The sequence below is a fragment of the Roseibium sp. MMSF_3412 genome, from assembly GCF_030733265.1.
In the GTDB taxonomy this organism is placed as follows: domain Bacteria; phylum Pseudomonadota; class Alphaproteobacteria; order Rhizobiales; family Stappiaceae; genus Roseibium.
Genome location: NZ_JASHJI010000026.1, coordinates 1 through 17,746, shown reverse-complemented (window position 1 = coordinate 17,746; position 17,746 = coordinate 1). Strand labels below are relative to the sequence as shown.

The 17,746-nt window shown below is 58.2% G+C and carries 21 protein-coding genes; 15 read left to right on the top strand and 6 right to left on the bottom strand.

Annotated elements, in window-relative coordinates; translation table 11 throughout:
- The first annotated feature begins 105 nt into the window (after nucleotides 1–105).
- Nucleotides 106–1,005, top strand: a complete 900-nt coding sequence (locus RBB49_RS27840) for a DMT family transporter (protein WP_306146242.1) — start codon at nucleotides 106–108, stop codon at nucleotides 1,003–1,005.
- On the opposite strand, the gene RBB49_RS27835 is transcribed toward RBB49_RS27840, so the two are convergent.
- The 3 genes from RBB49_RS27835 to RBB49_RS27825 all read right to left on the bottom strand — a co-directional run bounded on the left by RBB49_RS27835 (nucleotide 1,000) and on the right by RBB49_RS27825 (nucleotide 3,706).
- Nucleotides 1,000–2,781: a radical SAM protein gene (locus tag RBB49_RS27835; protein WP_306146241.1), complete on the bottom strand. Its 1,782-nt coding sequence runs from the start codon at nucleotides 2,779–2,781 to the stop codon at nucleotides 1,000–1,002. The two genes, RBB49_RS27840 and RBB49_RS27835, sit on opposite strands and share 6 nt — an antisense overlap.
- An 83-nt stretch (nucleotides 2,782–2,864) precedes the next feature.
- Nucleotides 2,865–3,224 (bottom strand): membrane protein insertion efficiency factor YidD, encoded by a 360-nt coding sequence (gene yidD, locus RBB49_RS27830; protein ID WP_306146240.1) that lies wholly within the window; start codon nucleotides 3,222–3,224, stop codon nucleotides 2,865–2,867.
- 29 nt (nucleotides 3,225–3,253) lie between these two features.
- Nucleotides 3,254–3,706 (bottom strand): iron-sulfur cluster assembly scaffold protein, encoded by a 453-nt coding sequence (locus RBB49_RS27825; RefSeq protein ID WP_306146239.1) that lies wholly within the window; start codon nucleotides 3,704–3,706, stop codon nucleotides 3,254–3,256.
- 288 nt (nucleotides 3,707–3,994) lie between these two features.
- On the opposite strand from RBB49_RS27825, the gene folE reads away from it, so the two are divergent.
- From folE to RBB49_RS27775, 10 genes are all read left to right on the top strand, one after another.
- On the top strand, nucleotides 3,995–4,627 hold the full coding sequence (gene folE / locus RBB49_RS27820) for a GTP cyclohydrolase I FolE (protein WP_306146238.1): 633 nt from the start codon (nucleotides 3,995–3,997) through the stop codon (nucleotides 4,625–4,627).
- A gap of 49 nt (nucleotides 4,628–4,676) precedes the next feature.
- Nucleotides 4,677–5,132, top strand: a complete 456-nt coding sequence (gene hisI / locus RBB49_RS27815; protein ID WP_306146237.1) for a phosphoribosyl-AMP cyclohydrolase — start codon at nucleotides 4,677–4,679, stop codon at nucleotides 5,130–5,132.
- Nucleotides 5,133–5,505: 373 nt separating this feature from the next.
- Nucleotides 5,506–6,027, top strand: coding sequence for a ferredoxin-type protein NapF (gene napF / locus RBB49_RS27810; protein ID WP_306146236.1), 522 nt, complete (start codon nucleotides 5,506–5,508; stop codon nucleotides 6,025–6,027).
- Nucleotides 6,024–6,326 carry a chaperone NapD gene (locus RBB49_RS27805; RefSeq protein WP_306146235.1) on the top strand — a complete coding sequence of 101 codons (303 nt, stop codon included), beginning with the start codon at nucleotides 6,024–6,026 and terminating at the stop codon, nucleotides 6,324–6,326. The genes napF and RBB49_RS27805 overlap by 4 nt, the downstream gene beginning before the upstream one ends.
- The gene (gene napA, locus RBB49_RS27800) at nucleotides 6,313–8,805 is read left to right on the top strand and encodes a nitrate reductase catalytic subunit NapA (protein ID WP_306146234.1); all 2,493 of its coding nucleotides are present in this window, start codon (nucleotides 6,313–6,315) and stop codon (nucleotides 8,803–8,805) included. Before RBB49_RS27805 ends, napA begins: the two co-directional genes overlap by 14 nt.
- 27 nt (nucleotides 8,806–8,832) lie before the next feature.
- Entirely contained in the window at nucleotides 8,833–9,645 is an 813-nt protein-coding gene (napG, locus tag RBB49_RS27795) for a ferredoxin-type protein NapG (protein ID WP_306146233.1), read from the top strand.
- Nucleotides 9,642–10,565, top strand: a complete 924-nt coding sequence (gene napH, locus RBB49_RS27790; protein ID WP_306146232.1) for a quinol dehydrogenase ferredoxin subunit NapH — start codon at nucleotides 9,642–9,644, stop codon at nucleotides 10,563–10,565. The genes napG and napH overlap by 4 nt, the downstream gene beginning before the upstream one ends.
- Nucleotides 10,566–10,570: 5 nt before the next feature.
- Complete coding sequence (locus RBB49_RS27785) at nucleotides 10,571–11,023, top strand: nitrate reductase cytochrome c-type subunit (protein WP_306146231.1); 453 nt, start codon at nucleotides 10,571–10,573, stop codon at nucleotides 11,021–11,023.
- Between the two features lie 30 nt (nucleotides 11,024–11,053).
- Nucleotides 11,054–11,761: a NapC/NirT family cytochrome c gene (locus RBB49_RS27780; RefSeq protein ID WP_306146230.1), complete on the top strand. Its 708-nt coding sequence runs from the start codon at nucleotides 11,054–11,056 to the stop codon at nucleotides 11,759–11,761.
- Nucleotides 11,762–11,800: 39 nt separating this feature from the next.
- A complete protein-coding gene (locus RBB49_RS27775; protein ID WP_306146229.1) occupies nucleotides 11,801–12,094 on the top strand; it encodes a hypothetical protein in 294 nt (97 codons plus the stop codon).
- Nucleotides 12,095–12,263: 169 nt separating this feature from the next.
- Here RBB49_RS27775 and RBB49_RS27770 read toward each other — a convergent pair whose 3' ends face one another.
- Together RBB49_RS27770 and RBB49_RS27765 are read right to left on the bottom strand one after the other, a co-directional pair.
- A complete protein-coding gene (locus tag RBB49_RS27770; protein ID WP_306146228.1) occupies nucleotides 12,264–12,695 on the bottom strand; it encodes a CBS domain-containing protein in 432 nt (143 codons plus the stop codon).
- A gap of 114 nt (nucleotides 12,696–12,809) precedes the next feature.
- Nucleotides 12,810–13,595: a rhomboid family intramembrane serine protease gene (locus RBB49_RS27765; protein WP_306146227.1), complete on the bottom strand. Its 786-nt coding sequence runs from the start codon at nucleotides 13,593–13,595 to the stop codon at nucleotides 12,810–12,812.
- Nucleotides 13,596–14,131: 536 nt separating this feature from the next.
- Between RBB49_RS27765 and RBB49_RS27760 the strand changes: the two genes are divergently transcribed.
- Nucleotides 14,132–14,776 (top strand): PAS domain-containing protein, encoded by a 645-nt coding sequence (locus RBB49_RS27760; protein ID WP_306146226.1) that lies wholly within the window; start codon nucleotides 14,132–14,134, stop codon nucleotides 14,774–14,776.
- A gap of 321 nt (nucleotides 14,777–15,097) precedes the next feature.
- On the top strand, nucleotides 15,098–15,727 hold the full coding sequence (locus RBB49_RS27755; protein WP_306146225.1) for a PilZ domain-containing protein: 630 nt from the start codon (nucleotides 15,098–15,100) through the stop codon (nucleotides 15,725–15,727).
- Nucleotides 15,728–15,820: 93 nt separating this feature from the next.
- Here RBB49_RS27755 and RBB49_RS27750 read toward each other — a convergent pair whose 3' ends face one another.
- Complete coding sequence (locus RBB49_RS27750; protein WP_306146224.1) at nucleotides 15,821–16,006, bottom strand: hypothetical protein; 186 nt, start codon at nucleotides 16,004–16,006, stop codon at nucleotides 15,821–15,823.
- Nucleotides 16,007–16,367: 361 nt separating this feature from the next.
- Here RBB49_RS27750 and RBB49_RS27745 point away from each other — a divergent pair, with 361 nt between their 5' ends.
- Complete coding sequence (locus RBB49_RS27745; protein WP_306146223.1) at nucleotides 16,368–16,583, top strand: dodecin domain-containing protein; 216 nt, start codon at nucleotides 16,368–16,370, stop codon at nucleotides 16,581–16,583.
- Nucleotides 16,584–17,082: 499 nt separating this feature from the next.
- Complete coding sequence (locus RBB49_RS27740; protein WP_306146222.1) at nucleotides 17,083–17,697, top strand: transglutaminase-like cysteine peptidase; 615 nt, start codon at nucleotides 17,083–17,085, stop codon at nucleotides 17,695–17,697.
- The last annotated feature ends 49 nt before the right edge of the window (nucleotides 17,698–17,746 follow it).

Here is a 17,746-nt window from a genome sequence, read left to right as displayed (position 1 = left end):
CCTCACATTATAAGAGAAATTCGTGAATTTCCCTAATTCCTCGCATGGATGCGCAAGCAATCGTTCTTCATCCTTGTTCCTGGTTCAGCACAAGGCGGAAAAGACATGGACAAGACCCTTCGCGGTGCGGCGGAGATGAGCGCTGCAATGACAATTCTCGGCACCATCGGTTTTTTTGTCGTTCTTTCAGGACAAATGGCCATCGATGTCGTCTTCTGGAGATGCGCCTTTGGCGCTCTTGCCCTGTTGCTGATCTGTGCGTTGCAGGGGATGCTGCACCGGCGCATAACCTTCCGCCAGATTGCAATCGCTGCACTTGGCGGTGTCGCGATTGTTGCGAACTGGGCCATGCTGTTCAGCGCCTACGGCAACGTCTCGATCGGCGTTGCCACCGCCGTCTACAACACGCAGCCCTTCATACTCGTCGGCTTCGGCGTCCTGTTTCTCGGAGAGCGTCTGTCGGCGGCAAGGCTGTCTTGGCTTTCGGTCGCGTTTCTCGGTGTGGTTCTTATCGTTCAGGCGAAACCGGTGGGCGCGGCAGCCGACGGGACAAACTACACGCTTGGGATCGCACTGGCTCTGGGCGCAGCTTTTTTCTGGGCGGTCGCCGCGCTCCTTGCCAAGAAACTGAACGACATGCCTCCACAGCTGATTGCCCTTGTCCAGGTCTGTGTCGGGATCGTGATGCTGGCCCCTTTCGTCAGTTGGACGTCGCTGCCCGATGACGGCGTTGCCTGGGGGGCCTTGATCACGCTTGGCGCAGTTCACACCGGCTTTGTGTACATCCTTATGTACGGTGCCGTGCAGAAACTGCCGACCTACCTGCAAGGCGCGTTTTCCTTTGTCTATCCGGTTGTTGCCATCCTTGTCGATTACATCGCCTTCGGGCAGGCCTTGCACTTCTCGCAGCTTCTCGGCGCAGCCGCGATCATTCTGTCCGCCGCAGGCCTGACACTCGGCTGGACGGTGTTTGCAGGAAAGACAGCTTCAAAATCGGCGCTATGAGGTGGCAGCCCGTTTCTTCGCCGCCCTGACGATCGATGCATCGCGTGCGGTCTTGGCCACGGCCTCGACCCCGCCGCGTGTTTCCTGGATCATGGCAAGGGCTTCCTCACCATCCCCCTCGATCTCCCTGATGGCAATGTCCGAATAGCTGCGCCGGTCCGGCGATGCCTTGACCTTTCGATAGATCCTGTAGACCCGCCAGGTCGCGGACACATAGGCCCAGTGTTTTGTAGCAATCTCCCAGATGTAGCGCGGATAGAACGCCAGCGCGCTTTCGACCGGCAAGCCACTGCGCCTGTCCTTGCGAAACTTGAGCCGGAAATATCCACCCTCCAGCGGATGGACGCCCTCGCACTGCACCATCAGCTTGAACCACATCATGAGAAACAGCTTGTTGCCCGGCCGCCCCTTCCGATGCGCGGCCGCACGCTTCAGGACTGTCTCGATATGGGCATCGGAATAATAGCTCGCCCAGGCTTCCTGGTAGGCTTCTTCCCATTCCGTATCGGTCATTTTCGGATGGTGGGACACCCGATGATTGAGGTCGTATTTGTTGAGGTCCGGGTCCATCCAGGTTCCCTTGGACAGAAGCACCTTGTGGTCTTCTGAACCGGGAAGCGGTGTCAGGTAGAAGAATTCAAGCAGGTCGAGCGGGAGCTCGTTCTTGATGATCTCGACGTCGCGAAGAACGGCTTCTTTCGTATCCCCGGGAAAGCCGATGATGTAGCCCGCATAGGTGGTTGCCCCATGTGCCCGCCATTTCTGCAGCATGTCCCGGTATTCGGTGATCTTGTTCTGGCGTTTCTTGGCCGCCAGCAGGTTGTCCGGGTTGATGTTTTCAAGGCCGATGAAGACGCGGTTCACCCCTGCGCGGGTCGCTTTTTCGATGAAATTCTCGATCCGGTGGCAAAGCGTGTCGACCTGGATGATGAACTTGATGTCGAATTTTTCCTCTTCGCGAAGGCAGATCAGCCTGTCGAACAGCGGCTCCCATTCGCGGTTGCGGGCGAAATTGTCGTCAGTGATAAAAAACCGGTTGATGCCCTGCTCATAGTTGTCCCGGATGATCTGCTCAAGATCGTCGGCCGATCTGAACCGGCTCTTGCGACCCTGAACGTTGATGATCGTGCAGAAGGAACACTGGAACGGACAGCCGCGCCCGAGATCGAAGCTCGAATGCGATCCGGCCGTGAACTGGATATGCTTGGTGGGCAGGATGGGCGTCGGTTCGCCTTCAAGAGAAGGCAGATCGGCCATGAAATTGTAGAGCGGCTTCAGATCGTCGGCCCAGGCGTCCCGGAACACCTGGTCAAGCCGGCGGTCTTCGGCTTCGCCGGCAAAGTAGCTGACCCCCTCGGCCTGCAGCTCAACCATTTCCGGGGGCATGTCGTCGAGCATGGAGATGCAGCCGGAGACATGGAACCCGCCGATTGCCGTTTGCAGGCCTTCCGCCATGAACCGGCGCGCCAGATCCGTGGCGCGTGGAAACTGGTTCGACTGAACACCAACGAGTGCGATCATGGCCTTGCCGCCTTTGCGGCGAATGTCGCCGGCTATCTTTTCTGGCCGGACACGTTTGTTGGTTTCGTCATAGGTGTGAAGGTGTATACGCACGCCCTCGCCAAGCGCCTTGCGTTCAACCGCAGCCTCCGCAAGACCATTGAGACTGGCAAGCGTGTTGGAGGGAATGGCAGATCTCAGCCACTGGATCGGATAGCCGTCATCGTCATAATGGGTCGGCTTGATCATAACGAAATGGAAGTCGCGCACGTCCATGTCCCCTCATCTGCCCTTCAGCTGACAGGTGAGCGTTGCATTCGCATTCCCCTAGGTCAATGCCCTAATGTGCTTCGGCACACCTAGTCTTCTGCATCAAGCCGGAACTCTTTCGCGATATGCTGTCCGGTCCAACGGCCGTAACGCCAGGGCGTATACCAGTGCGCATTTTCAGGAAGGTTCTCCGGAATTGGATCGAACCCGGACGCGCCCCAGGGATTGCATCGGAGAATACGCGATAAACCGATCCAGCCGCCAACCCAGAACCCATAGCGCCGGATTGCGCTTTCCGTGTATTCGGAACAGGTTGGCGCGTAGCGGCATCCGCGCCCCATGAACAGCGACAGTGAGTGGCGGTAAATCCAGATGAGGCCAAGGGCGGCGCGGCCGGCAGGCGACAGCGTTTTGTCCTGTTCGCTCTGGCAACCGGGGTTCGGACACATGGCTTTGCTGCGGTGAGTGTGGCGCGGGGCTAGGCCGCCGCCCCGTCTTTCTTCGCCTTGGCGTCAATCTGATCGAGCGCATCGACGACGGCATCGAACGTCAGCAAGGTGGATGCATGGCGCGCCTTGTACTCGCGCACGGGCTCAAGGAACTTCAGATCTGCAAAACGCCCGGACGGCGGTTCACCACCCTGTTTGAGCATCGCGCGCATCGTTTCCTGAACATCCCGCAACTCCGCTGCAGACGCTCCGACCACATTCTGTGCCATGATCGAGGAAGATGCCTGTCCGAGCGCGCACGCTTTCACGTCGTGGGCGAAGTCGGTGACAACACCGTCTTTCACACAAATGTCAACAAGAACCGTCGACCCGCAAAGCTTGGAATGCGCCTTTGCCGTTGCGTCAGGTTGGTCAAGACGCCCGACGCGCGGGATGTTTCCTGCGAATTCTAGGATCTTCGCGTTGTAGATGTCGTCAAGCATTCTCGCCTCTTCGTGAAAGCCTGTGATGCGCGACACATTGATGGCGCTTTGCTTTCTTATATATAGATCAGACGCCACGGCAAATATCGCAAGGGGCAGAGTGGTCGCAGTTGGCAATTATGAGCGTGGCAGGTACGCTCAACGCTGGCTAAACCCGCTCAGAAACTGAGCGTTCGCATTTTGTGTGGAGTATGATAATGGTCCCCGGCTGACTGGCGGGGACTTCATGATCTGTGCAAGAACGAGCGCCGTATGACGAGTGACAAGGTTAAATTTGCGAGGGTCCCGATGGACGCAGTCCTCAAGCCGGTAGAAAAAAGATTTGAAAGAAAGTCGCCTGAACAATTGCTCAGGCCAAGCCGAGAAGAAGCCGAGGCCGCCGTGCGGACCATCCTGGCCTGGACCGGTGATGACCCCGACCGGGAGGGTCTGCTGGACACGCCAAAGCGCGTCGTAAAGGCTATTAGCCAGCTCTACGGCGGGTATTTCGAAGACCCGGCAGAGCATCTGGAAAGAACGTTCGAGGACGTTGGCGGCTACCAGGACATCGTGCTCGTGCGCGGCATTCCGTTCCATTCCCATTGCGAGCATCACATGCTCCCCTTCATCGGCGAGGCGCACATTGCCTATTATCCGGCAGAAGGTGTGGTTGGCCTGTCCAAGCTCGCGCGCGTCGTCGACATTTACGCCAAACGGTTACAGACGCAGGAAAACTTGACGGCGCAGGTCGCATCCGTCATTGACGACACCCTGGCACCGCGCGGACTTGCTGTCATGATCGAAGCAGAACATCAATGCATGACCATGCGAGGCGTCCAGAAACAGGGGGTCTCGACGATCACCACACAGTTTACCGGCGTATTCCAGGATGACCCGGCCGAACAGGCCAAGTTCATGAGCATGGTACGCAGCAAGGGCTAACGACCTGACGAGCCCTTGCTTCTTCGAAAAAGGCAAGGGTTTCGTTTTCATGTGCAACACGAGTTTCAGCGAACGCGGCGACAAGGAAACAGTCGAGAGCGGCGCTTTCCTGATGCCGAAATACGATCGTGACGGCCTGATCGTCGCCGTCGTGACCGACGTGGCATCAGGCGAAGTTTTGATGGTCGGCTACATGAACGAAGAAGCCCTGAAACGCACCATCGAAACCGGTGAAGCCTGGTACTGGAGCCGGTCGAGGCAGGGGTTCTGGAAAAAGGGCGAAACGTCGGGTCAGGTTCAGACTGTGCACGAAATCCTCACCGACTGCGACCAGGATGCGCTTGTGCTCAAGGTGAGCGTTGCCGGAAACGGCGCGACCTGTCATGTCGGCTACCGCTCCTGCTTCTTTCGCAAGATTACGACACCGACGGACGGAGCCGTCGGTCTCGAACGGGTCGAATCCGAAAAGGTTTATGACCCGGCCGAAGTTTATGGAAAAGGCTAGACTTCAGTTTCGCCGCGTTTCAGCGGATTGATTTGTTTTCCACGCAAGATCCTTAAGCCATAAATCTCAATATTTTATCATTATTTCGAAAGTAACGGAATAGCTGCATACGTATTTAAACTTATACCCGACGCAAGGTTGGTCAGCCTAAGCTCTTCCGAACGATAAGAAGAAGTCAAAACTCTTTTTTCTGTCCATACTTAGGGAGAGGCTATGGCAGAAGAGTGTGATCGAGCGCGGCTGCACGTCCCCGTACCGGCTCTTTGCCGTGTTTTTGCCGAAATATGTGTCGTTTCAAAGGATTTACCGGTTGCTTTCGCTCCGGTAAAGCGACCTGCGGGTCTCTGGCCTTGCGCGCCGCCTGTGTGACCTCATGTCAGAGCGATCCGACATCTCTGTCAGCAGGCGCGCCTTTTTGAAGCTGAGCACACGCGCAGAACCTGAGACCGTGCGGCCTCCGGGAACCAACGCCGCGCTCCTTTCCGAATATTGCAAAAGCTGCGGTGCATGCATGGAAGCTTGCCCGGAGCAGATCATCATCGCAGGCTCAGGACGATTTCCGGTTCTGGACTTTACCAGGGGCGCGTGCACGTTCTGCGGTGGCTGCCTTGAGGCCTGCCCGTCCGGCGCATTCTCTGAAGACATCTATGCCGAGTGGTCCTGGAAGGCCGAAGTGACCGACGCCTGCCTTTCCCTGCAGGGCGTTTCCTGCCGTGCCTGCGAAGATGCCTGCGACCCCCGGGCCATCCGCTTCCGGCTGGCACTTGGCGGAAAATCCGAACCGTTGATTGACCCGCATCAATGCACGGGTTGCGGCGCCTGTGCATATCAGTGCCCTGCTGCTGCGGTGACCTTCAAAAGAACCGAGCCGAACAAGAAAGAGAAACCGGCATGAATATTTGCGGCTGTCTCGTACATGCGGCTGTTCTGTCGCTTCCCGGAATTCGAGACCGGGTCGAGGCGATGAACGGTGTCGAAATCCACGCCTCAGATGACGAAGGGCGTCTCGTGGTTGTCGTTGAAGACACGGAAACCAACACGGCCTCCGAGTTGATCATGCAATTGCATCAGATCCCCGGCGTTCTCTCCGTCACCCTCACCTATCACCACTTCGAAGATCTCGCGGCTCCCCAGGCCGCGTCTCTGCCAGCCAAATCCAGCCAAGCCGGAGACAAGACCCATGACCATCTCTGAAACCCGCAGGACATTCCTGAAAGCGACTGCGGCCGCCGCAACGGCTTCGGCTGCCGGCATCTCGATCGGCAACGGACCGGCCCAGGCACAATTCCAGACAACCGGGATCAGATGGGACAAGGCAGCGTGCCGCTTCTGTGGCACCGGCTGCTCCGTCCTCGTCGGCACCAAGGATGGCCGCGTGGTCGCAACCCAGGGCGACCCGGACGCGCCGGTGAACCGGGGTCTCAACTGCATCAAGGGGTATTTCCTGTCCAAGATCATGTATGGCGAAGACCGCCTTACACAGCCCTTGCTGCGCAAAACCAACGGCGTCTACGACAAGAACGGCGAATTCGAACCCGTCAGCTGGGATGAGGCATTCGATGTCATGGCCCAGAAATGGAAGGAAGCGCTCAAGAAAAAGGGGCCGACCAGTGTCGGCATGTTCGGCTCCGGCCAGTGGACGGTCTGGGAGGGATATGCCGCCGCCAAGCTGATGAAAGCGGGCTTCCGGTCCAACAACATCGATCCGAATGCGCGCCACTGCATGGCCTCCGCCGTTGTCGGTTTCATGCGGAGCTTCGGCATTGACGAGCCCATGGGCTGCTACGACGATTTTGAACATGCAGACACATTCGTGCTCTGGGGTTCGAACATGGCGGAAATGCACCCCATTCTGTGGTCCCGCCTGACGGATACCCGCCTCACCAAACCCGGTGCGCAGGTGCACGTCTTGTCGACCTTCGAGCACCGCTCTTTCGAACTTGCCGACAATGGCATCATCTTCAAGCCGCAGACCGATCTGGCGATCCTGAACTACATCGCCAACCACATCATCTCGACCGGACGCGTCAACGAAGACTTCGTGTCGAAACATGTCAACATTGCCAAGACAGCGACCGATATCGGCTACGGCCTGCGCCCTGACAACCCGCTTCAGGAAGCGGCCGCGAACCCGGATTCCGGCGCAATGGAGGCAATCGACTTCGACGAATATGCCGCCTCGGTCGCCGAGTACACGTTGGACAAGGTTTCCGAGCTTTCCGGAGTTCCCGCAGAGCAGCTGGAGTTCCTGGCGGAGCAGTATGCCGACCCCTCGCGCAAGGTCATGAGCCTCTGGACCATGGGCTTCAACCAGCACACGCGCGGATCCTGGGTCAACTCGCTCTGCTACAACGTGCATCTGCTCACCGGCAAGATATCCGAACCGGGCAATTCCCCGTTCTCGCTGACCGGCCAGCCCTCTGCCTGCGGCACGGCACGCGAGGTCGGCACCTTTGCCCACCGTCTGCCGGCCGACATGGTCGTCAACAACGACGAGCACCGGAAAATCTGCGAGGACGCCTGGAAAATTCCTGAAGGCACGATCCCGCCGAAGCCTGGGTTCCACGCCGTTCTGCAGCACCGCAAGCTGAAGGACGGTGAGCTCAACGCCTATTGGGTCCAGTGCAACAACAACATGCAGGCGGCACCCAACCTCAACGAGGAAGGCTATCCGGGCTACCGGAACCCGGAGAATTTCGTCACGGTCTCCGACCCCTACCCGACCGTGACGGCGGTCTCCGCCGACCTGATCCTGCCGACGGCAATGTGGGTCGAAAAGGAAGGCGCCTACGGCAATGCGGAACGCCGGACCCAGTTCTGGCGTCAGCAGGTGCATGCTCCGGGAGACGCAAAGTCGGATCTTTGGCAACTTATGGAATTCTCGAAGCGTTTCACGGTCGAGGAAGTCTGGGGCGAGGAACTTCTTGCCAAGATGCCCGAGCATCGCGGCAAGACTATGTACGACGTCCTTTACGCCAATGGTCAGGTCGACAAGTTCCCCTTGAGCGAAACCGCTGAAGGTTTCGACAATGACGATGCCGAGCATTTCGGCTACTACGTGCAAAAGGGCCTGTTTGAGGAATATGCCGGTTTTGGCCGGGGACACGCCCACGATCTTGCTCCGTTCGAAACCTATCACAAGGCACGCGGTCTGCGCTGGCCGGTGGTCGACGGCAAGGAAACGCTCTACCGGTTCCGCGAAGGCTACGACCCCTATGTTCCGGAAGGCGAGGAAGTCCGCTTCTACGGATACAAGGACGGCAAGGCCAAGATCATCTTCGCGCCATACGAGGATCCGCCGGAAGTTCCGGATGAGAATTTCGACCTGTGGCTGTGCACGGGGCGCGTCCTGGAACACTGGCACTCGGGATCGATGACACGCCGTGTACCGGAGCTGCACCGGGCCTTCCCGCTCGCCGTCGTGTTCATGCACCCTTCGGACGCCGAAGCGCGCGGGCTGCGCAACGGTCAGGAAATCCTCATCTCCACCCGTCGCGGTGAAGTTCGCAGCAAGCTGGCGACACGTGGACGCAACAAGGTCCCTCAGGGTCTTGTGTTCATGCCGTGGTTCGACGAAGGGCAGCTCACCAACAAGCTGACGCTGGATGCAACCTGCCCCTTGTCGAAAGAAACCGATTTCAAGAAATGCGCCTGCAAGGTGGAGCGCGTCTAGGCGCGCTTCCCGGATCGGATTCCTGCCATGGCCACGCCACAGCTCGCACAATCCCGCCGCCGCTTCCTGGCCGACACGGCCCGGATGGCCGGCGGCTGCGCTGTGGCGGGTCTGGGGCTGGCCTACGTCGCCCGGGACGCAAGGGCTTTGCCAGCCGACGCTTTGCGCCCGCCGGGCGCACTGGCGGAAGACGATTTTCTGGGCGCCTGCATCAGATGCGGTCTTTGCGTGCGCGACTGTCCCTTCGACACGTTGAAACTGGCCGAGCTCGGCACGGACGGCCCGGCGACGGGGACGCCCTACTTCACGGCGCGCACGGTGCCGTGCGAAATGTGCGACGACATTCCCTGCGTTGCTGCCTGTCCGACCGGCGCACTGGACCCTGCCCTTGATGATATCGACGACGCCCGCATGGGCACGGCGGTTCTGGTTGATCAGGAGAATTGCCTGAATTTCCACGGTCTGCGCTGCGATGTGTGTTACCGGGTCTGTCCCGCCATCGACGCGGCGATCACACTGGAGGCCTCGCACGACGAGCGTTCGGGTCATCATGCGATTTTTGCTCCCACCGTACATGCCGGTCATTGCACCGGCTGCGGTCTTTGCGAAAAGAGCTGCGTCCTGCCGGAAGCGGCCATCAAGGTGCTGCCCGTGCGGCTGGCACGCGGAGAAGCCGCCGACCATTACCGGCGCGGCTGGGAGGAAAAGGAAAAGAACGGCGCTCCCCTGGTCGACGGGCTGATCGACCTGCCCGACCGGCTTCCCGGACCCGGAACCGACAATCTTGCGGCACCTGGCGGCTTTGAACCGGCCTACAAACTCCCGGGTGGCAGGCGATGAGCACACACGCGCAACTCCCTGTCGGCTTCGAGGCGCTCGAAACAAAGGGCTGGATCGGTTCCAGGCGCTATCTCCTGCTGCGCCGTGCCAGCCAGCTGTTCTTCCTTGCACTCTTTCTGACGGGGCCCTTGTTCGGCTTCTGGATCGCCAAAGGCACGCTCGCCGGCTCCCTGACGCTCGACTTTCTTCCGCTTGCCGATCCTCTGGTGGCGCTGCAAAGCATCGCGGCGGGGCACTGGCTGACGGCAACGGCCCTGACAGGCGCGCTGATCGTACTGGCTGCTTATGTGCTCCTTGGCGGACGGGCCTATTGCGCCTGGGTCTGCCCCATCAACCCGGTCACGGATGCCGCCCACTGGATGCACCGGCGCCTGGACCTGCCGAAGGGCTGGCAACCCAAACGATCTGCCCGTTACTGGTTGTTGGGCACAGTCCTCACCGCGTCCTTTGCGAGCGGGACAATCGCCTGGGAGATCCTCAATCCGGTCACGATGGTTCACAGAGGGCTTGTCTTCGGTCTGTCGGCCGCATGGCTGGTGGTTGCGGCGGTCTTTCTTTTCGACCTGTTTGTGTCGCGGCGTGGCTGGTGCGGCCACCTTTGCCCTGTTGGCGCTTTTTATGGCCTCATCGGCAAGACATCGATCCTACGCGTGAGCGCTCCAAAAAGGGCTGCCTGCGATGATTGCATGGATTGTTATGCCGTTTGTCCGGAGAACCAGGTGATTTCCCCTGCTCTCAAGGGATCTCCCGGGACATCTCCGATCATCCTTGCTGGTGACTGCACCAATTGCGGCGCCTGCATCGATGTCTGCGCCCAGGACGTTTTCAGATTTACCCACCGGTTCGACCGAAGACTTGCCGAACCGCCTTCTCAATTCGCGGCTGAACAAAGCGCTGCAAGCTTGATGCACAAGGAGTGAACTCGATGAAAAAGCCGGTACTCGCGGGCATCGCCGCTCTCGCCTTAATCACGGGCATTGGAGGACTTGCCATTGCGCAGCAGCAGGATGTCAAGGCCATGCGCTCTGACCCGGTCGACGCGCTGAACCGGCTGGGGCCGGACTTCAAGTGGGAAGGAAAGGAAGGGCGCATGCAGCGGAACTACCGTCAGCAGCCGCCTCTCATTCCGCATTCGATCGCTCAATACCAGATCGACATCCGCACCAATCAGTGCCTGTCCTGCCACGACTGGACAAAGGCCGGTGAACGCAGTGCACCGACGTTGTCGATGACCCATTATCTGGACCGCGACGGCAATGAGCTCGATCACATCGCAGGCACACGGTATTTCTGCAATCAGTGTCATGTTCCGCAAGCAGACGTGCCCGCGCTCGTCGACAACCGGTTCGAGCCCTCTTCTCCCATCCAAACCCGCTAACGCGCTCAGTCGCGACAAGGAGCCTTCAACATGGCTGAAAACTCCGAAAACGAGAAGCCGGGCAACCCGATCCGCCGAGCCTGGAACTGGTTCTGGACACCAACCAAGGTTTTGAGCGCAGGCTTCGTGCTGATTGCGGGGTTCCTGGGCGGCATCATGTTCTGGGGCGGATTTCACTGGACGCTGGAACTCACCAACACCGAGGAGTTCTGCACCAGCTGCCACAGCATGGAAACCAATCTCGCCGAGTATCGCACGACCATTCACTACAGCAATCATTCGGGCGTGAGAGCGATCTGCTCGGACTGCCACGTGCCTCATGAATGGCAGCACAAGCTCAAGGCGAAGATCATGGCCGTGAAGGACGTCTATCACGAAGTTGTCGGAACCATCAGCACGCCACAGAAATACGAGGAACACAGGGCCGCGATGGCCGCTGTGGTCTGGCGCAAGATGAAGCTTTCCGACAGCCGCGAATGCCGCAATTGCCATAACTTCAAGTACATGGACTTTACGGTGCAGGAAACACGGGCGGCTTCTGAACATCAGCGCGCGATTGACAACAACATGACCTGCATCGACTGCCACCAGGGCATCGCCCACGATCTGGCGCCCGGATACCAGGACCACTACCGCGAAGTCATCGAAGAACTCCAGGCGAGCAACGCCATTCCGGCCGAACCTGGGAAAAGCGTCGCCGCAATGCGGTCCTACGTTTCCGACCTGGCGGAAAAGTAAAGCTCACGGCGTCCGGGGCATCCGATCCCGGACCCTATGGTGTCCTTCAAGGAAAAAGGCAATCACATGCTCGGAATTCTCGATCTACTTGGAACCATTGGCGGAAACGTTCTGAGTCTGCCCGGAATCCTTGGCCTGGCGCTCGGCATGATGACCAGAAACTGGATCCTGGCCGGGATCATGGGCGCTATCGTCGGTGTTGCGGAAACACTCATTTTCGCCGGGTTCAACATGGCGGAGGTCCATATGTTCGATCTCTCCATAGCCATCATCGTTGGCGTTCTGGCCGCCAGTGTAGGTTGCGTGATCCGCCACAAGGGAGCGACGGTCTGACGAAACCGGCAGGGCGCAGCGAAGCCGAAGTCATCCGTGTGATGATTTGCAGGTGGAAATGTGGTCGCAACGGTGAGCGTGGGAGGACCGGCGCGACAGTTCCGTAAAAGACCGCAGCCGAGCCGGCGCCGGCCCTCGGCAGGCCAACCTGGCGATCAATGACGCACAATCAAGACATTGAAATGTAGTTGCGCATTTGCTCAGCTTCGAGTTCGACCTGCGCGATTTTGTGCTTCACCACATCACCTATGGATATGACACCGGCCAGTTTGCCGTCCTTGACGACGGGCATATGCCGGAAGCGTCCCTGGGTCATGCGCGCCATGACCTCATTGACGCTGTTGTCCTCGCTGCAGGTCACGACTTCCTTCGTCATCACGCTGGAAACCGGAAGGTTGAGCGAGGATGTTCCCTGGGTGCCGATTGCCCTCACGACATCACGTTCGGAGACAATGCCTTCAATGCGCTTGTCACCCGAACACACCACGACTGCGCCGATCTTGTGCTTTGCCAGGGTCTCGCAAATATCGCTCAGCGGCGTGTCGGCATTTGCAGTAATTGTCTCGTGGCCCTTACCACTCAAAATGGCGGCGACGGTCATTGTTGAACCCCTCTCCCGTGGCAGTAACAGACCCGGCGATGGCGGGTCTCTGACATCATGACAAAAAAAAGGGGTCAGGCAAACCTATATCGCAGCGGTATGCAAACCGAAGCGTCAGCCGCCTCTGCGGGGTACGGGATCAAGGAAGGGAAACAAGGCCAGCCCTGCCACGAAGCCACCGATATGGGCCTGCCATGCGACGCTTGCCGGCTCACCGGCGACAGGACCGCTCATCAGGCCGAAAAAGATATTGAGGCCGAACCACACGGCCACGAAGACAAGCACCTGCTGATTCTTGAAACAGTCCACCAGGGGCTGAGCCGGTACGAAATAGGCACGCGGGTCTGACCGACGAAACGCGCCGAGCGGTCCTCCCAATTCGAATACGAAGCGGAGTGCCGCGGCCATCTGGCCTGAAATTGCGGCAGACGCACCGATCATGGGAACCGTTTCACCCCAATGCGTCGCAAGATGCGCAAAAGCGCCGCCGACGGAACACAAGGCGGAGAAGACGAGAAACCGGCCGGTGCCGAACCGGCGCGCCACCGCGCTGCCGAAAATCGCCATCCAGAGAAGGTTGAAAATAATGTGCGTCGCACCGCCGTGAAGCAGCGAATAGGAGACGACGGACCACAGGGCGGCGATCATGTCGAAAACCGACAGACTGAAAAAGTAGGCGTATTTGACCGGCCAGAACGCGAACAGGGCCAGCACCAGATTATCCCAGGCCACAGGGAGAAGAAACACGCGCACGAGATGGATCGCAATCAGTATCCCGCTGAGCCAGACGATGATGTCCGGCAGATTGAGCGCAGGCGGCCCACTGGGAGTTTTTCGGGATTGTTCCCGTTCTGCTTGCTCACGACGGTTGCGTTCGTCGTCAAATTTGTAGACGTTCATGAATTACCGGCCTCTTCATCCTTCCTTCTAAGGAAGATCCTCGACAAAACAAGGGGTCGCCAGCATCGCAAAGGCGTGTTTCGGTAAATTTAACGAAATCCGTCCGCATTCTTTGCCGTGAAAAAACGAAATCGGCGAAAACCGGCCTTTCCTGCCGGTTTTCGCCGTTGGACGCGTCCCCACGCATCCCTGTTAAAAAATTTTTTTGCTTCGCGCCTTTTTCAGTACGCTTCCGGACAGGTTTTGTTGCCGCCCCTAAAACCGGCACCTTTGTCCGTTGCCAAACCATGTCGTGCCGTTGGCACCAGTATGAATAGAACGTAAACGTGCCATCCCCCGAGGCTCGGGACAAGCGTTACCCGGTTTTAACCTTAACCGATCCGGCCAAATGAAAATCACATAGCAGCCAATAACTTGGCACGCCCCCTGCTTTGTATTCGCCAAACAAAAACGAAACAGGTCAAACGCCCCATTTTGAAACAGAACCTGTCTTGAGACGGAACAAGGGGCGCCAGAAGGTTACGAGGCGAAGCAAGATGAAACATGGCGTGACACAGACACTCTATTCATACTGGGACAACCTGCGCGGTACACGCCCCGCTCCCAACCGCAGCGAAGTTGACCCCGGCGAGATCCGGGCTCTTCTGGGCGATACATTCATTCTGGAAACGAAAGGTGCGCAGGATGTGCGCTACCGCCTTGCGGGGACACGTCTTTGTTCCGCGCATTGCCGTGAGCTCAAGGGCCGCAACTTTCTGCGCGGCTGGAGCACAAAGGACAGGGAAGCTCTCGAGAGCCTCGTGGCCGCGATCACCGAGGATGCCGCTGCCGCCGTCGTTGGCGTAAGTGGGCACACGGAAAGAAACCAGGAACTTCACATGGAAATGCTGCTGCTGCCGCTCAATGTTCCGGGCGAAGGCAGAATTCGGATCCTGGGCAGTTGCACCCCGATGGACAAACCTTACTGGATCGGCCTGCATCCGATACTGAACCAGTCCATCAACAGCCTGAGGCTGGTTTGGCCGGACGAGCGGCCGTTCTTCATGGAGCCTTCGAATGCAGTCAATCCGATCCTGCCGCGCTTCACAGCCGAAGGCATGAACATGCCCGCAGCACCGCTGCCCCAGGGCGCTGAACGCCAGGTGGGACACCTGACGGTTTACAGCGGCGGAAAGTCCTGACGCCCAAACAGGCAATGAAATCGCGAAAGTCTTGCCGGTCTCGAGAAACCCGCCCGTCGGCGGGTTTTCTTTTTGGCGGTTTCCCGTCACCGAGGAAAACCTCAGGATTCAGGTGGCATCTGGAGCAGTCACAATCCTGACGTGTTTCTGCCATTCCCACGTCAGATTGGATTGTCAGAATTTTTTTCTCGATCAAACGCTCTCATATGTGCGTATTCTTACACATCGTTAACCCCATCTGCCTAAAGTGGTAGAGAGACGTTTGGAGATTCGGGTCTCGGTCAGAGGTGGGGCGAGACACACTGTTTGGATAGAGCGGGCATGGACGCCGGATTGGCAGCAGCACCAGAAGGAAGCAAAACGCTTCAGGTCACGGACCGCAGACGGCACCAGCGTGTTCAGGTCGACATACTTGGACGCTTCATGCTGGAAGATCGCCGGGAATATCCCTGCCAGATCATCGACATGTCACCAGGCGGCATGGCCATGATAACACCTGTTGAGGGCCGTGTCGGCGAACGGGTCGTTGCCTATCTCGATCATCTGAGCCGGGTCGAAGGACGGATTTCGCGCGTGATCGATGGCGGCTTCGCCGTTGAACTCCGAAACACCGCCCGCAAGCGCGACAAGATCGCGAACGTTCTCACATGGCTTGCCAACAGGGATGAACTCAATCTTCCTGAAGACAGGCGCCATGACCGGTTTGTTCCGAAAAACCCGATGACGAAGATGGTTCTGCCGGACGGCTCGGAGCATGTTTGCCGGATTATAGATGTGTCCCTGTCCGGCGCCGCGATCGCGACCGACAGCACGCCCGAGATGGGCGATCCGATCACACTCGGCAAGATGCAGGCACGGGTCGTAAGGCGGATAGAAGGCGGTATCGCCGTCGAATTCGCGGCTGTTCAGAGCCGCGAACTGCTGGAACACCATATTTCCGCACCAGACTGAAACAGCGCATGAGCCGCATCGCCGCGTGACGGTGCATCCGCCAGCATACTGGTCCGCTGCCAAGATGTTTTTGTTACTCGCCTCGCGCCCGCTTCACAGTTCTTCGGCAATCGCCCGCCCATCGCCGGTCAAGACGACATCAAGCGGCTTCGGCCCTACCCGTCTCAGGAGCCCAGCTTCGCGCAACTGTTCCAGCCTGAGACCATCGCTTGCGAACAAATAGACACGCCCGGCTGCCAGTATGCGCAGAAACCGCTTTTCTTCCGGCGTGAGGTCCATCACAAGCACTCCGTCTGACTGAGACCGCACCTGCCACGCGCAGTCATTTCTCCATCCAACGACAAGCACCTGCACAAGCCTCACTCACCGCGCTTCGGGGCCGTGTCGAGGATGCTTCGTAAAGGCGCGCTCCAGTTTGCAAGCCCAGGAATACCCATCGCGTAACCAGACCGGAATCGGCACGGTCGCTTGACCCGGCCGCCCTCTTCAACTTTCGGGCACCTGTCATGGCAGCTCCTTATAAGCACGAACTTATTCTATTTTTAGTTGCATTTTTCAATTATTCAATTACGCTACGGAATGTCTCGAGACACAATCAGATATTTGATGGAGGAATATTATGAGCGTAGATTAAGACGTTTTGCACATCCTTACGGTCACGGGATTTTCGGACGCCAGTTTCGACGATGCCGTCAAGAACGCGATCCAGGGCGGCTGGGACAACCATCATGAAGAGTTCTCCCGTTTCGTTTCATTTGAGGCCGGCAACTTCAAGGGCAGCATCGATACCGACTTGAAGCTGACGTACAGCGTTACGGTTGCCATAGGCGCAGTTCACAAGAAGCACAGCCACTGACAGCAGTCAGGCACCAGCGAGGGGAGCATTATGCCCCCCTCTTTTCATTGCCGTATCAACCAGGCGCCCCCCCTGTCAAAAGCGCCTACAGTCCTTGGGCCCTGGTGAACGGCCGCTCCCGTCCGGGTCTGCATCCGGGTGGATGCCACGGCAAGGACAAAGACGCGCCCGCAAGAATTTCAGCATGCCGATTGATTTTTTTTGCGCAGGAAAATGGGTTGAATTCTCCGCACGCTGCACGCAGTGACATGAAATCAGGCTCTGCCGTCCCTCGCCTCACGGCCTTGGAAAATTTCAAATCTTCAAGTGTTTCATGCCTTTCCGGGGGATCGATAAAATTTTACGAAAATTCGATTCAAGCTTGCCTTAAATGCAAATCTCATTTGAATAAAATGTATTTCAAAATAGATTAAAGTATAAATTAGGTTTTACTTCGTGAATTTTCGTGGAGTAAAAATGATTGAGTCATCGTTGCGTCGGCCTTGGGGAGGGCGTTACGATGAAATTACTTGGAAATATACTTGTCGCTGCAACAGTCTTTATCACCGGAACCATAGTCGGACATACCGCCAATGCTGATCCGGGCCGCTTCATGGACATGAAGTCCCCGGTGAGAGCTCCGATCGGACACAAGCAGTTTTGCCGCGACAACAGGTCAGCCTGCCCGAACGAGCGTTATCAGCCCGTCGTCGTCAAACTGGACGAGGCGCGGTGGAAGCAGCTGATTGCAATCAACGCCGAGGTTAACCGCCGTGTGCGTCCCATGACCGACGATGATCTTTTCGGCAAGGTCGAACACTGGTCGTATCCTGTGAACGGCTACGGCGACTGCGAGGAATACGTGCTGGAAAAGCAGCGGGTCCTCATCAAGGCCGGTTGGCCGAAAAGCGCGCTGCTCATCACCGTTGCCAAGGATATCGATAATGCCGGCCATGCGGTCCTGACAGTGCGCACCGACCATGGCGACATGATCCTGGACAACCAGGTCGAAGCGGTCCTGCCCTGGTACTCGACACCTTACCGCTACATCAAACGCCAGTCCGCGAGCTCGCCGGTCCGCTGGACCGGCATATCCGATACGCGCGTCACCACCGTCAGCAGCGTGTCACGATAAGGATAGGGATCGGCCCCTTCGGGCCGTCAGGACGATCCGGTCGCGTCCC

Coding starts and splice junctions, on each gene's coding strand:
- RBB49_RS27840 (WP_306146242.1), top strand. CDS start 106: ATGGACAAGACCCTTCGCGGTGCGGCGGAGATGAGCGCTGCAATGACA.
- RBB49_RS27835 (WP_306146241.1), bottom strand. CDS start 2,781: ATGGACGTGCGCGACTTCCATTTCGTTATGATCAAGCCGACCCATTAT.
- yidD (WP_306146240.1), bottom strand. CDS start 3,224: ATGTGTCCGAACCCCGGTTGCCAGAGCGAACAGGACAAAACGCTGTCG.
- RBB49_RS27825 (WP_306146239.1), bottom strand. CDS start 3,706: ATGCTTGACGACATCTACAACGCGAAGATCCTAGAATTCGCAGGAAAC.
- folE (WP_306146238.1), top strand. CDS start 3,995: ATGGACGCAGTCCTCAAGCCGGTAGAAAAAAGATTTGAAAGAAAGTCG.
- hisI (WP_306146237.1), top strand. CDS start 4,677: ATGTGCAACACGAGTTTCAGCGAACGCGGCGACAAGGAAACAGTCGAG.
- napF (WP_306146236.1), top strand. CDS start 5,506: ATGTCAGAGCGATCCGACATCTCTGTCAGCAGGCGCGCCTTTTTGAAG.
- RBB49_RS27805 (WP_306146235.1), top strand. CDS start 6,024: ATGAATATTTGCGGCTGTCTCGTACATGCGGCTGTTCTGTCGCTTCCC.
- napA (WP_306146234.1), top strand. CDS start 6,313: ATGACCATCTCTGAAACCCGCAGGACATTCCTGAAAGCGACTGCGGCC.
- napG (WP_306146233.1), top strand. CDS start 8,833: ATGGCCACGCCACAGCTCGCACAATCCCGCCGCCGCTTCCTGGCCGAC.
- napH (WP_306146232.1), top strand. CDS start 9,642: ATGAGCACACACGCGCAACTCCCTGTCGGCTTCGAGGCGCTCGAAACA.
- RBB49_RS27785 (WP_306146231.1), top strand. CDS start 10,571: ATGAAAAAGCCGGTACTCGCGGGCATCGCCGCTCTCGCCTTAATCACG.
- RBB49_RS27780 (WP_306146230.1), top strand. CDS start 11,054: ATGGCTGAAAACTCCGAAAACGAGAAGCCGGGCAACCCGATCCGCCGA.
- RBB49_RS27770 (WP_306146228.1), bottom strand. CDS start 12,695: ATGACCGTCGCCGCCATTTTGAGTGGTAAGGGCCACGAGACAATTACT.
- RBB49_RS27765 (WP_306146227.1), bottom strand. CDS start 13,595: ATGAACGTCTACAAATTTGACGACGAACGCAACCGTCGTGAGCAAGCA.
- RBB49_RS27760 (WP_306146226.1), top strand. CDS start 14,132: ATGAAACATGGCGTGACACAGACACTCTATTCATACTGGGACAACCTG.
- RBB49_RS27755 (WP_306146225.1), top strand. CDS start 15,098: ATGGACGCCGGATTGGCAGCAGCACCAGAAGGAAGCAAAACGCTTCAG.
- RBB49_RS27750 (WP_306146224.1), bottom strand. CDS start 16,006: ATGGACCTCACGCCGGAAGAAAAGCGGTTTCTGCGCATACTGGCAGCC.
- RBB49_RS27740 (WP_306146222.1), top strand. CDS start 17,083: ATGAAATTACTTGGAAATATACTTGTCGCTGCAACAGTCTTTATCACC.